The sequence below is a fragment of the Mucilaginibacter tolerans genome (genome assembly GCF_030519375.1).
Classification (GTDB): Bacteria; Bacteroidota; Bacteroidia; order Sphingobacteriales; family Sphingobacteriaceae; genus Mucilaginibacter.
The window spans coordinates 17851-31128 of record NZ_JAUMKB010000006.1; the positions used below are offsets into that span (position 1 = coordinate 17851).

General features: G+C 43.3%; 13 protein-coding genes. 11 read left to right on the forward strand and 2 right to left on the reverse strand.

All coding sequences use genetic code 11. The annotated features are described in order from the left end of the window. The first annotated feature begins 65 nt into the window (after positions 1-65). The 11 genes from Q3A68_RS10020 (at position 66) to Q3A68_RS10070 (ending at position 9571) form a co-directional block, all read left to right on the forward strand. Entirely contained in the window at positions 66-1640 is a 1575-nt protein-coding gene (locus tag Q3A68_RS10020) for a glycerol-3-phosphate dehydrogenase/oxidase (RefSeq protein ID WP_302900941.1), read from the forward strand. Between the two features lie 46 nt (positions 1641-1686). Beyond that, positions 1687-3183: a glycerol kinase GlpK gene (glpK, locus tag Q3A68_RS10025; protein ID WP_302900942.1), complete on the forward strand. Its 1497-nt coding sequence runs from the start codon at positions 1687-1689 to the stop codon at positions 3181-3183. 119 nt (positions 3184-3302) lie between these two features. Further along, a complete protein-coding gene (locus tag Q3A68_RS10030; protein ID WP_302900943.1) occupies positions 3303-4034 on the forward strand; it encodes an MIP/aquaporin family protein in 732 nt (243 codons plus the stop codon). 266 nt (positions 4035-4300) lie between these two features. After that, complete coding sequence (locus Q3A68_RS10035) at positions 4301-4759, forward strand: hypothetical protein (RefSeq protein WP_302900944.1); 459 nt, start codon at positions 4301-4303, stop codon at positions 4757-4759. A gap of 13 nt (positions 4760-4772) precedes the next feature. Further along, entirely contained in the window at positions 4773-5426 is a 654-nt protein-coding gene (locus Q3A68_RS10040) for a hypothetical protein (RefSeq protein WP_302900945.1), read from the forward strand. Between the two features lie 83 nt (positions 5427-5509). Next, positions 5510-6184 carry a sensor histidine kinase gene (locus Q3A68_RS10045; protein ID WP_302900946.1) on the forward strand — a complete coding sequence of 225 codons (675 nt, stop codon included), beginning with the start codon at positions 5510-5512 and terminating at the stop codon, positions 6182-6184. 35 nt (positions 6185-6219) lie between these two features. Next, complete coding sequence (locus Q3A68_RS10050; RefSeq protein ID WP_302900947.1) at positions 6220-6876, forward strand: response regulator transcription factor; 657 nt, start codon at positions 6220-6222, stop codon at positions 6874-6876. A 102-nt stretch (positions 6877-6978) separates the two neighbouring features. Beyond that, positions 6979-7314, forward strand: a complete 336-nt coding sequence (locus tag Q3A68_RS10055) for a tRNA-binding protein (protein WP_302900948.1) — start codon at positions 6979-6981, stop codon at positions 7312-7314. Then, a complete protein-coding gene (locus tag Q3A68_RS10060) occupies positions 7314-7790 on the forward strand; it encodes a nucleoside deaminase (protein WP_302900949.1) in 477 nt (158 codons plus the stop codon). Before Q3A68_RS10055 ends, Q3A68_RS10060 begins: the two co-directional genes overlap by 1 nt. A 100-nt stretch (positions 7791-7890) precedes the next feature. Beyond that, complete coding sequence (locus tag Q3A68_RS10065; protein WP_302900950.1) at positions 7891-8502, forward strand: superoxide dismutase; 612 nt, start codon at positions 7891-7893, stop codon at positions 8500-8502. Positions 8503-8575: 73 nt separating this feature from the next. Then, positions 8576-9571: a zinc-binding dehydrogenase gene (locus tag Q3A68_RS10070; protein ID WP_302900951.1), complete on the forward strand. Its 996-nt coding sequence runs from the start codon at positions 8576-8578 to the stop codon at positions 9569-9571. A 61-nt stretch (positions 9572-9632) separates the two neighbouring features. Here the strand turns inward: Q3A68_RS10070 and Q3A68_RS10075 are convergent, their stop codons facing one another. Together Q3A68_RS10075 and Q3A68_RS10080 are read right to left on the reverse strand one after the other, a co-directional pair. Continuing rightward, the gene (locus Q3A68_RS10075) at positions 9633-10799 is read right to left on the reverse strand and encodes a PepSY-associated TM helix domain-containing protein (RefSeq protein WP_302900952.1); all 1167 of its coding nucleotides are present in this window, start codon (positions 10797-10799) and stop codon (positions 9633-9635) included. Continuing rightward, the gene (locus Q3A68_RS10080; RefSeq protein WP_302900953.1) at positions 10799-13234 is read right to left on the reverse strand and encodes a TonB-dependent receptor; all 2436 of its coding nucleotides are present in this window, start codon (positions 13232-13234) and stop codon (positions 10799-10801) included. The genes Q3A68_RS10075 and Q3A68_RS10080 overlap by 1 nt, the downstream gene beginning before the upstream one ends. Positions 13235-13278: the final 44 nt, after the last annotated feature.

Consider the following 13278-nt stretch of genomic DNA (forward strand, 5'->3'; position numbering starts at 1 on the left):
GTATTTTACGCACAGTTTTTGATTTAGTATTTCACAATTAATATACTGATGACTAAATTGCTGCGATGACCCTAACTGACCGGACACGTCTTGTACAATCGATATCCGACCCTGGAAAGGTATGGGATATTATTGTGGTTGGGGGTGGAGCAACCGGTTTAGGCACCGCATTGGATGCCGCATCGCGTGGGTATCAAACACTTCTGTTAGAACAGGCTGATTTTGCCAAAGGCACTTCAAGCAGAAGCACTAAGCTGGTGCATGGCGGTGTGCGTTATTTGGCTCAGGGGGATATAGGTTTAGTACGCGAGGCCTTGTATGAGAGGGGTTTATTACTCAAAAATGCGCCTCATCTTGTAAAAAATCTTTCGTTTGTTATTCCAAATTACCGTTGGTGGGAAGGTATGTTTTATACCATTGGCCTGGCTATTTATGACCTTTTAGCCGGAAAGCTGAGTTTAGGACGAACAAAACATATTTCGAAAAAACAAATGCTGACTGATCTGCCAGGCATCAACCCAAAAGGCTTGCATGGTGGTGTGGTTTATCACGATGGTCAGTTTGATGATTCACGTCTGGCTGTCAATCTTGCCCAAACCTGCCTGGAGCAAGGAGCAACAGTATTGAACTATTTCCGGGTTATGGGGTTGATCAAAAATGATCAGCAGAAAATAACAGGTGTTAACGCCGTCGATGCTGAAACCGGGGTAACTTATCACCTTAAAGCAAAAGCGGTAGTGAATGCTACAGGTGTGTTTGTTGACGATCTGCTGCAAATGGATAAGCCCGAGGATAAGCCATTGGTACGGCCAAGCCAGGGGGTTCACCTCGTAATCGACAAATCGTTTATGCCATCGGATGAAGCATTAATGATCCCAAAAACATCCGATGGACGGGTATTATTTGTAGTTCCATGGCATGAAAAACTGGTGGTGGGTACTACGGATACACCCATCGATTCGCACAGTCTTGAACCTGTAGCCCTTGAAACGGAGATAGATTTTATATTGAATACAGCGGCAAAATATCTAACCAAAGCTCCGACAAGAAAAGATGTGTTGAGTGTATTTGCAGGACTTCGGCCGTTAGCCGCACCGCAGGATGATTCATCCAAAACAAAAGAAATATCGCGTAGCCATAAACTGATCGTATCACCTTCAGGTATGATTACCATGATTGGCGGCAAATGGACCACTTACCGCAAAATGGGTGAAGATGCGGTGGATAAAGCCATTGACGTTGGGAGTCTGAAGCCGGAAGTCAGCAAAACCAAAGATTTAGCTATTCACGGAAGTATCAGGGGCCTAAGCTGGGATGATCAACTTTATTTCTATGGCAGTGACAGGGATAAGCTGCTTTCCGCAGCGGAGGGGGCACCGGAAGGGAAGGAAAAACTTCATCCTAAATATGATTACCTGCAAGCTCAGATAATATGGGCAGTACGTAATGAGATGGCACGAACAGTGGAGGATGTGTTAGCCCGCAGGATTCGTTTATTGTTTCTGGATGCACAGGCTGCTATCGAAGCTGCACCTGTTACTGCCAGGTTAATGGCTGAAGAACTGAAAAAGGATGCAGGATGGCAGGAAGAACAAGTAAGTGCATTTACCAAATTGGCACAGGCATATTTGTTACATTGAATAGTACAACGTAGATTTATAAACCGATTATTCTTATACAGCCTAAATGGAACAATATATTCTGGCCCTTGATCAGGGCACAACCAGTTCGCGCGCTATTGTGTTTGACCACCAGGGGCAGATCAGGTCCGTGGCCCAAAAAGAATTTACACAGATATTCCCTCAACCAGGATGGGTGGAACATGATCCGAATGAGATCTGGTCGACACAAGCCGGAGTAGCCGCTGAGGCCACGGTGAAAATGGGTATCAATGGTACCAATATCAAAGCCATCGGTATCACCAATCAGCGGGAAACTACCATTGTTTGGGATAGAACTACCGGCGAACCAATTTATAATGCCATAGTTTGGCAGGACAGGCGTACGGCGAGTTTTTGTGATCAATTGAAAATCGATGGCCATGCTGATATGATCCGTTCAAAAACCGGGTTGGTTATTGATGCCTATTTTTCAGGTTCAAAAATCAGGTGGATACTGGATAATGTCCCGGGCGCAAGGGCTAAAGCCGAGGCTGGCGAAGTGGCATTTGGCACTGTAGATAGCTGGCTGGTTTGGAAGTTTACCCGGGGAAAGATTCATGCTACGGACGTAACCAATGCCAGCAGGACTATGCTTTTCAATATCCGCACACTGGAATGGGATAAGGAATTGCTCGATCTGTTCAAAATACCGTTGAGCATGTTGCCTGAAGTGAAACAAAGCAGCGAAATTTACGGAGAAACAGCTACTACCATTTTCGCATCAAAAATTCCCATTGCAGGTATAGCCGGCGATCAGCACGCGGCATTGTTTGGCCAAATGTGTATCGATAATGCAATGGTAAAAAACACCTATGGCACGGGTTGTTTTATGCTGATGAATATCGGCAACCACTTCATCGAATCAAAAAATAATCTTTTAACCACGATAGCCTGGAAGATTGACGGGCAAACCCAGTATGCATTCGAAGGAAGTATATTTATTGGCGGTGCAGTAGTGCAATGGCTACGCGATGGGTTAGGAGTGATCAAAACATCATCTGAAGTAGAACAACTGGCGCTTAGCGTGCCGGATACCGGTGGAGTTTACTTTGTTCCTGCTTTTGCCGGTTTGGGCGCACCTTACTGGGATCCGGAAGCTCGGGGAACGATTGTAGGGTTAACCCGTGGCTCCACATCAGGGCATATTGCACGGGCTGCATTGCAGTCCATCGCATATCAAACCATGGATGTGTTGAAAGCGATGGAAGCCGATGCCGGCATGCCAATTAGGGAACTGCGGGTAGACGGTGGTGCTACGGCCAATAACCTGTTGATGCAGTTCCAGGCAAATTTGTTGAATTGTAGAGTGATCAGGCCGAATGTAGTAGAAACTACAGCCCTTGGAGCTGCTTATTTAGCCGGATTGGCTGTAGGCTACTGGAAAAGCCGGGAAGAGATCCAACAGTTATGGAAAGCCGAGAAGGAGTTTGTTCCATCGGTTACGCCTGAAATTGAAAAAGGTATTAAAGGCTGGAAAAAAGCTGTCAAAGCGGCGCAAGCCTGGAGCGGGGATGGTGAATAGTGAGTGGTTGTATGGGTTGAAGACAAATAATTCACTACTGACTATTCACTATTGACCATTGACTAATGCCTTGATTCTTGTATCTTGACTCTTGATTCTCAAAAATAAACCTATATACGATGTCACCATTCATGGCCGAGCTGATCGGCACAATGCTGCTTATACTGTTAGGCGACGGTGTGGTAGCCAATGTTTTGTTAAATGATACCAAGGGCAACAATAGCGGCTGGATAGTGATCACCACCGCCTGGGGCCTGGCTGTTTTTGTAGGCGTAACCGTAGCCGGGCCGGTAAGCGGTGCCCATTTGAACCCGGCAGTTACCATTGGGTTGGCTATCACAGGCAAATTTGCATGGGCCAATGTCGGCTCTTATATTCTTGCTCAAATGTTGGGGGCCATGCTAGGCGCATTTTTAGTTTGGCTGATGTATTACGACCATTTTCAGAAAACAAATAATCCCGGGTTCGTTCTGGCGGTATTCTGTACCGGTCCGGCCGTGCGCAATTATCTGTCGAACATAATAAGTGAAATTATTGGCGCTTTTGTACTGATATTCGTCGTTTTTTACATCACCGGGGCCGAGATAACGCCTTCTAAAACGCCAATCGGTTTAGGCTCTGTCGGAGCAATCCCTGTGGCGTTTTTGGTTTGGGTGATCGGTCTTTCTCTGGGAGGCACCACAGGTTATGCCATTAACCCTGCGCGCGACTTGGGGCCGCGTATCATGCATGCTATTCTACCCATCAAAAGCAAAGGCACCAGCGATTGGGCTTATGCATGGATACCGGTTTTAGGACCGATCGCTGGAGCAGCAATAGCAGCCTTATTGTATATGAATCTGCATTATTAACTAAAGGACGTCAACGCAATTCTACAGTAATGAAAATCACTGGCTTTGAATAAAAATGGGCACCGTACCATTACTGTTTCTGATGCGTAAAAATACGCGATATTTAGCACGTGTTAATCACAATTGTTCATAATTAATGCTGTAAATGAGCGCATTACACCAATACCTTATCCAACTTTTCTTTACAATGGCCGTATCACTTGTATTGCAAGTAATCAATAAATCCTATTTTTAGTTCAAAAACCCAAAAAACCCTACTATTTATTATGGAAACTCAAGAAAGAACAGCAGTATTAACCGGAAGAGAAGGCGCGGAGATTGATATTAAAGTTGCAACCGAATGGACAAGGAATCAGCGCGAACGTAATCCCGGCGGAGTGATATCACAATTCTTTGGCCGCGAGTTATTAACCAAAATTCTTCAACAACCAGACTGTATAGGTCTTCGGTTCTATTACGCCAACAGTAAACCGGCAAGTGGCTGGCAACGTTTTGTAAATAAATGTTTCCCCAGATCTGAAGGAGAAGTACACCTGATTATTTCCGGAGTAACAAAAGAAGGTATGGACCAGCTGCCTCAACCCGATACTCATATTGAAGCATTCTCATTAAAAACAAGTTCGGCTACCTCAAGCAGCAGCTCCACTTCGGCCATCCTTGGTGAGCAGTCGGTTCCATGTCCCGGCGGCGCCGGTTGCCCTCAAAATACATTGACTGGCGCATAAATAAATTCAGGGAATGTCCATCGCTGAACTGTTAACTAATATTACCGTTGCTTCAGACTTTTTGCCGGTAGCTGCAGCTTTGTATAATTATCGTCGCCTTGATCCGATTTTAAGATTGATGGCCGTTTTTTGTATGCTTTCGGTTATCCCGGATGTCGTCGGGCTCGTTATTTCATATCTACAATTGCGCCACTACAATAATCTGTTTTTGTTCCACCTTTTTGATATGATGGCGGCAATATTCTTTACACTGATCTACCATCGGGCATTCTATAAATCCCTATTCAAGAAAATGACATTGATATTTGGCATCACCAGCGTGGCTGCTATGATATTTAATGTCATTTTTGTAGAAAGTATATGGTCGTACCCCTCTGTTTCCAATACCCTGTTATCAGTATTGCTTATCATTTTATCCCTGGTTTATTTTTATCAGCTACTGAGCCGGCAGGAATTTACCTATATTGAAAAGCAGGGCATGTTTTGGATCAACTCTGGGGTGCTTTTTTACTATGCCATCACTATTTTTTTGTTTATGCTATATAAGAAGATTAACGATGCCGACAGGTCGAATTATTATATGATGCAATCGGTGATGAATATTATAGCTAATTTACTTTATTCAATTGGATTACTTTGCAAGCCACAGAATCAGAAAACAACTTAATACCTATACTGATAACAGGTACAATTGTAGTTGTTATCCTAGTGGTCTTTTTATTCCTCTTTGTGATTATTTACCAAAGAAGAATGATAAGGAACCAGGTGGTATTGCGGCAACTGCACGACGAAAAACAAATTGACCTGTTAAATGCAGTTTTCGAAACCCAGGAGACTGAACGCAAGCGCCTGGCTGAGGACCTGCATGATAGCGTTGGCCAGGTATTGTCGGCTATAAAACTTAATCTTCACAGGCTGGACAAGATCATCGAAAACAATGACCCGAAAAGTTTGCTATCAGATACCCGTAAACTGACGGATGAGTGCATCCAGGAAATTCGCAACATCATTCATAATGTACTACCGCCGGTGCTGACTGATTTTGGATTATTAGACGCCTTGCAATCACTATGTGAGCGTTTGGAGCAAAACACTGCCATAAAGATCACATTCACAAAAGACTTGCCCAATGAGCGTTTTTCTTCTGAAATTGAAGTAACTCTTTACCGCATTGCACAGGAATTATTTGGCAATGCCGTAAAACACTCAGGTGCATCGGCCATACAATTGCAGCTTACAAGGGAAAAGAACACTTTAATGATGTCGTTCAGCGATAATGGCGTTGGATTTGACCCTGACAATGTGAAACATGGCTTCGGATTAAAAAATTTACAAAGCCGTGCGCAATTTATAAACGGCAAAATACATACTTATGCAAAACCTCATAACGGGACGCTCACTACTATTAAGGTGCCTTTACACTGATTATTAATAATATTTAACCTAATTTTAGCCTGTCTATGAAACCGATAAATCTGGCAATAGCTGATGATCACAAAATTTTCAGGAACGGCTTAAAAGCTACACTGGAAGATTGCCCCGACTTTAACCTGGTAATTGAAGCCTCTAACGGTAAAGAACTTATTGGCTTATTGGCCGACCGAAAGCCCGATATAATATTAATGGATATAAAAATGCCCGAAATGGATGGTATGCAAACTACTGCCTATGTGCATGAGCATTTTAAAGACATTAAAGTACTCGCATTGTCTATGCACAACGAGGATAAATATATCGTAGATATGATGAAAGCCGGAGCTTCGGGCTATTTGTTGAAAAATGCGGAGCCGGAAGAGATCATAGATGCTATATCGACAGTTTACAATAAAGGCTTTTATTTTAACGAGCACCTATCTGTAACGCTCATTAAACAACTGGTAGGTCCGGGCAGCCATAGTGAAAGCGGCGGGCAGCATGCGGTCGACCTGAACGACAGGGAAATAGAAATACTACGTTTAGTTTGCCAGGAATACTCCAACCAGGAAATTGCCGATAAAATATTCCTGAGTGTTCGCACTGTGGAAGGTTACCGCGCCCGGTTATTTGAAAAAACAGGATCAAAAAACCTCGTTGGCTTAGTTATTTTTGCAATCAAGAGGGGAATTATTACCGTTTGACCGATGTTTGAAGGTGGAGATCTGATGTCGGGAAAAAATATTTAGTGAAAAATCTTTAACCCTCTGGTTTCCGACTTCCGACTTCAACAGTACCTTTGCCTTATGGAAACTATCACCTGGCACGATTTTGAGAAAGTAGAGCTACGCGTCGGCACGATACTCGAAGTAATTGATTTTCCCGAAGCACGTAAACCAGCATTTAAAGTAAAGGCTGATTTCGGCCCTTTTGGTATAAAATGGTCGAGTGCACAAATCACCAAACATTATACAAAAGAGCAACTGGCGGGACAGCAGATTGTTGGCGTGATCAATTTTCCTAAAAAACAGATTGCTACTTTTATGTCCGAGTTCCTGGTTACCGGCTTTGCTGATGAAAATGGAGACATCGTTTTAACCGCCGTTAAGCACCCGGTGCCAAATGGCAGTAAATTAATATAATGCGTTATTATACATTTGACAAAGAAGAACCCGCTATATCGCCTGATGATTTTTTCATGAACGAGGCGTTAAAAGAGGCTAAACTGGCCCTGGCTGAAGACGAGATCCCCATAGGTGCGGTTGTGGTTTGTAATGGAAAGATAATAGGTCGGGGGCATAACCTTACCGAACGGTTAAATGATGTTTCTGCCCATGCCGAAATGCAGGCACTTACTGCGGCAGCTAACTTTTTAGGAGGCAAATACCTGCGCGATTGTACGCTTTATGTAACTCTTGAGCCCTGCGTAATGTGCGCAGGTGCCTGTTATTGGTTTCAGCTGAGCAGGATCGTTTTCGGAGCCTACGATACCCGAATGGGGTTCGGGCGATTGAACCAGAAAGTAACCCACCCAAAAACGTTGATCACGGGCGGAATCCGAGAAAATGAATGTGCAGAATTGGTGCGGTCCTTCTTTAAAAGCAAGCGGGCCAAATAGCCAAAACTCAACCTAAAATTGACAATATTTTAGAACAATTATCATCCTTATACCTTTATATTTGTACCTCAACGAACGTTAACCTTTAAAATAAAACATTATGGCATTCACACTACCGGCATTGGCCTATGCAACTGATGCACTGGAACCTCACATTGACAAAATGACAATGGAGATCCACCATGGAAAACACCACCAGGCTTATGTTACCAATTTGAACAAGGCACTTGAAGGAAAGCCCGAAGCAAACAGCAGTATCGACGATATCATCAAAAACATTTCAAAATTCCCGCCGGCGGTACGCAACAATGGCGGTGGTCACTACAATCACAGCTTATTCTGGACCTGGTTGTCACCAAGCGGCGGCGGCGAGCCTGCAGGCGCTCTGGGCGATGCTATAAAAAGCACTTTCGGTTCATTTGCCGATTTCAAAACTAAACTATCTGAGGCTGGTGCTACCCGTTTCGGTTCAGGTTGGGCGTGGTTGATCGTTACTGCTGATAAAAAGTTAGCTATCACATCAACTCCTAACCAGGACAACCCGTTAATGGATATTGCAGAGGTAAAAGGCACCCCGATCTTAGGTATCGACGTTTGGGAGCATGCTTACTACCTGAAATATCAGAACCGCCGTCCTGATTACTTAGCTGCTATCTGGAACGTGATCAACTGGAACCACGTATCTGAACTGTACACTAAAGCTATCGGTTAATTCCGGGCATTAAATAAATTTGAACGGCAGGATGATTATTCTGCCGTTTTTTGTTCACCCTAATTTTATTCCTATGAAAGCCGTAGTCCTTGAAGCCGCTGATAAGCCGCTCGTATATAAAGAGGTTGATACACCAAAACTGGCAGCCGACGAAGTTTTGGTGCAAATAAAAGCTGCTGCCCTTAACCGCCGCGATTACTGGATCACCGTAGGAAAATATGCAGGTATAAAATACCCGTCGATATTAGGGTCTGACGGATCGGGTGTTGTAGCGCAGATCGGAGACGATGTTGACAAATCCTGGATGAAGCAGGAAGCAATCATTAACCCCTGCCATAACTGGGGACCAAATGCCGATTATCAGAACCGTGATTTTACTATACTGGGTCTCCCTGAGAATGGCACCTTTGCTGAATATGTGAAAGTAAAAGCTGAATATTTATATCATAAACCCGCGCATCTTAACTGGGAACAAGCTGCCGCATTGCCACTTGCAGGATTGACCACATACCGGGCCTTATTCACCAAAGGGCAGGCAAAAAAGAGCGATACCGTATTGATAACAGGAATTGGAGGTGGCACAGGCACTTTCGCGCTGCAGTGGGCTCTGGCAGCAGGCTGCAGAGTCCTTGTCACTTCCGGATCAGGCGAGAAAATACAACGTGCGAAAGAACTGGGGGCATCTGCTGGAGTATGCTATAAAGCGCAGGACTGGGCGCAGGAATTGCAGCATTTCTCTGGTGGCTTTGACGTCATCATCGACAGCGCTTTGGGAAATGGTTTTGAGAAATTATTGGATTTAGCCAAGCCAGGAGGTCGTATTGTATTTTTCGGAGGAACAGCCGGAAATATTCCACCATTGAATGGCCGTAAAATATTTTGGAAACAGTTACAAATTTTAGGTACTACTATGGGTTCGCCGGATGATTTTAAGTGGATGGTTGACCTGGTTAACAAACACAAGATCGTACCAGTGATTGACGAGATATTTCCGTTGGCCAGCGCTCAAAAGGCAATTGACAAGATGGAAAATTCGTCTCAGTTTGGTAAATTGGTGTTGACTGTTTGAATCAATAATTAGTGCCTGGATTACCCCACAGGTATCAAATGCCTACAGGATAACCAGGACTTTAATTTGTTGCCAGTCGTGCGTGTGTTTTGTGATGAGCGATTTCCTTTAGTTTGGTGTTCTTTTTTGGTTTCTTACGTTTCCTTGTCCATATGATAAAGCCTGTTATGGGTAAGCTCGCACAAACCAGGCTTGCTAAAAAAGCAATGATCTTTCCCGGCAAGCCTAATATCTGCCCAACATGAATGTCGTAATTCATGTCATTTATTTTCATGCCACTGCTCTTTGGGGAATGTGGTAGTTGCTTTAATAATTTTCCGGAATAGTGATCAAAATAATATTGGTCGCTTTTATAGAAATGAAGACTTTTGGCATAAGCAGTCACTCCTATTGACTCCTTTTTTCCTACCGGATCATAAATTAAAAACATTTGTGCCTGCGGCGAATGACGCTGCGCCTCGTCAAAAGCAATATCGGTCGGACTCCCAGTTTTGTTTGGTAACATCATCGTTGTATCCGATACAGGGATAGTTTTTTCATCGGGGTGAGGATTGCCCAGATTGGCTGCTTTATAAATACCGTGTTGTACCCATTCAAATGCAATGGATAAGCCGGTTATGGCTAAAATGATTGCAATACTTGTTGCATAAAAACCAAGTACATTATGGAGGTCATAATTAACCCTTCTCCAGCGACCGTTCCATTTTATGGTAAAGCTGCGCTTGCGGTCACTTTTACGATTGGGCCACCAAAGAATGATTCCCGTGATCATCAAGGCAAGAAATATTAAAACGGATATACCCACTACCATCACCCCAATTTTTGGCGGCAGCAGCAGGTATAAATGGATATATTCTACCACCACAAAAAAATTAGACTGCAATGATTCCGAGTGAAGTTTCTTTCCATTGTATGGATTGACATAAATATATTTCAGGCCTTCTTTACCCAGGTTGGCAATTACCACCGCCGGGCGATCTTTTCCATAATAGTAAATGTAATTGGCAGTAGCTTTCGGATGATCTTGGAGTGCTATATTTTTTATTACGGAAGGTACGAGATAATCCTTTTGCTGCACTTCTACCTTACGATAGCTATAAATAGCATCTTGAATCTCATCCTGGAAACAAAAAATACAGCCTGTAATGCTCACAACAAACACTACCAGCCCGGATATAAACCCAAGCCAGCGATGTACAAATAGTATAGTTTTCTTGAAGCTCTTCACTAAAACTTATAAGTTAAGCTAAGCACTAATTGTCTCAGCATTTGCGGATTAATCGTTGTATATCCTATCCAATATTCCTTGTTGGTAAGATTGTTTACAGCGAAATTGATGCGATATTTTGGCTGTTCGTAAAATGCTGTAGCATTGAAAACTGTATATGACGGCAGGATAAATACTCCCTGCGATGCACTGTTGATGATCTTATTATCGCTGGCATAATTACCGCCAAAACCAAAGCCCAAACCTTTTAAAGAAGTTTCAGGCAAACGATAACTGGCATAAAAGTTAGCAGTATAAGGTGAAGCTGCGGTAGCAGGTCTTCTCCCTATAACATCTGCATCAGCCTGGGTATATTTTGAATCATTGTATGAAAATCCTCCAATGATATTCAAACCTTTGGCCGGGTTGGCTATTACTTCCGCCTCAATTCCACGGCTCAGTTGGGTTCCATCCTGTATCTGGGCATATTGTGCGGTATTTGTATTATCATAGCGAAGCACATTGGTTAACTGTATATCGTAGTAGCTTAGGGTGCTGCTAAGTTTGCCATCAAACAGATCCAGTTTTATACCGCCTTCAAACTGGCGGGCATTTTGCACTTTTGCGATTTGGGTAACAAAATTATTTGAATTGTTATCCCAGGCAGTGTAAGCCCCCGGATTGATGAAACCATTCTGATAGTTGGCAAATAGTGATACCTGCTTTTCAACTACCTGGTAAATCAAACCAAATTTTGGTGACAATGCAGTTTGGGAATAAGGCGCTGTTATGGCACCACCAATGTTCGATCCTTTGTTTTCAAAATGATCCACGCGTAAGGCTGCCAATGCCAGTAACTGATCAGTAATGTTCAGTTCATCGGCTGCATAGGCGCTATAGGTGTCTTTTTTAAATATATCAGGATAATTGAATAGAATACCACCCTGAGTATTATAAATAGCCTGTAAGTTCTGGTAATTGAAATTGCCATACGCATTCTTTCCAAGCGTAGTTGCTATGTTATCAAAATACCCTCCGAAGAAAAGCTGATTGGAGTTCTGATGCAGATAATCCAGGCCACCTACAAAGCGGTTACGCATATTGTCGATCTTAAAATCGCCATTAAAGTTCTGTTGTACTTCCAATATGCTGTAGGTACTGTTTTTGGTCGATTGGTCGTTTCTAGATATGGTGTCTCTCGCTAATAGGTAGAAGTAGGGATAGAAGCCATTTGAAAAACTAGAACTGTAGCTAAAATCAGTCTGGGAGGTCCATTTATCGCTGATCTTGTAATTTACACGGGCATAATAGTTATTGCTATGGGTGTTTTGGTTGAGGTTATCGTTGGAATAGGTCTGCCGATAGTCTAAATCCAATCCGTCTGCACGATTGGTCCCCAGCGAGGAGACGTTGGTTCCCGGGAAGAAGAAAATGGGCTTACCTGAATTTTTGCCATAATTCAGCTCGGCATCAAATGAGATCGATAGATTATCGTTCACCTTGTACAGCAAACTCGGGTCAATAACCGCGCTTTGACTAAAGCCATTGTTCTGGAAACTTCCCTGGTAGTTTACAGCAGCATTCAGACGGAACATTAGTTTCTTCGACCGATCAAGGGGGGTATTAATATCGGCACTCAGGCGGTTAAGGTCATAGCTGCCAACAGTATAGGTTACGCTGCCACCAAAATTATCATAAGGTTGTTTCGTGATACGATTGATAGCGCCACCGAATGAAGTTAGCGTACTGCCAAATAAGGTCGCCGACGGGCCTTTTAACACCTCAATACGGTCGATATTTACAGCATCTGTAGTATTTGTCTGCAAACCGGCCAATCCATTTCTAAGGGTGCTTTGCAGTATAAAACCACGTGAGTTATAATAACTCCCGCCATCACCACTACGACCAGTTGCATTCCACATGGTTTGCAAACCAGGGGCATTTTTCAGTGCATCATCCACTGTAAGTACCTGCTGCTCTGTAAGCAGACTGCCGGTGATGGTATTATAAACCTGCGGGTTTTCAAGATTATCCAATGGCATTTTGGCCACATCATTGCTTCTTTTCTTTGAAAATTTATTGGTTTTGTTACCCGTAATACTTACACCAGAGAGGGCGTTGGTATTAAGATGAAGAATGATCATCGGCACATCAACTGGTTTACCCTCCTTAACCACAATAGCCGTTTCCAGGGTTTTGAATCCGGTAAAGGATATAATAAGTGTGTAATTCCCGGCCGGAGCCCTGAACAGGAATTCGCCGTCTTCATCGGTAATGGTACCATATTTAGTTCCCTTTAGAGTAACTGATACATTTTCGACAGGTTTATTGTCCTCTGTTAATACTTTACCGCGAATAGAGCCGCGCGGATTATCGGTATCGGTAGCCCGGCTCACAATGGGCAGCAGGCAGATCAATAAGGGGATAAGATGTTTTAGCGATAGGATTTGTTTCATTTTTTATTTAGACTAATTATAAATAACGCCGCAAAACTAAACTC

Coding starts and splice junctions, on each gene's coding strand:
- Q3A68_RS10020 (WP_302900941.1), top strand. CDS start 66: ATGACCCTAACTGACCGGACACGTCTTGTACAATCGATATCCGACCCT.
- glpK (WP_302900942.1), top strand. CDS start 1,687: ATGGAACAATATATTCTGGCCCTTGATCAGGGCACAACCAGTTCGCGC.
- Q3A68_RS10030 (WP_302900943.1), top strand. CDS start 3,303: ATGTCACCATTCATGGCCGAGCTGATCGGCACAATGCTGCTTATACTG.
- Q3A68_RS10035 (WP_302900944.1), top strand. CDS start 4,301: ATGGAAACTCAAGAAAGAACAGCAGTATTAACCGGAAGAGAAGGCGCG.
- Q3A68_RS10040 (WP_302900945.1), top strand. CDS start 4,773: ATGTCCATCGCTGAACTGTTAACTAATATTACCGTTGCTTCAGACTTT.
- Q3A68_RS10045 (WP_302900946.1), top strand. CDS start 5,510: ATGATAAGGAACCAGGTGGTATTGCGGCAACTGCACGACGAAAAACAA.
- Q3A68_RS10050 (WP_302900947.1), top strand. CDS start 6,220: ATGAAACCGATAAATCTGGCAATAGCTGATGATCACAAAATTTTCAGG.
- Q3A68_RS10055 (WP_302900948.1), top strand. CDS start 6,979: ATGGAAACTATCACCTGGCACGATTTTGAGAAAGTAGAGCTACGCGTC.
- Q3A68_RS10060 (WP_302900949.1), top strand. CDS start 7,314: ATGCGTTATTATACATTTGACAAAGAAGAACCCGCTATATCGCCTGAT.
- Q3A68_RS10065 (WP_302900950.1), top strand. CDS start 7,891: ATGGCATTCACACTACCGGCATTGGCCTATGCAACTGATGCACTGGAA.
- Q3A68_RS10070 (WP_302900951.1), top strand. CDS start 8,576: ATGAAAGCCGTAGTCCTTGAAGCCGCTGATAAGCCGCTCGTATATAAA.
- Q3A68_RS10080 (WP_302900953.1), bottom strand. CDS start 13,234: ATGAAACAAATCCTATCGCTAAAACATCTTATCCCCTTATTGATCTGC.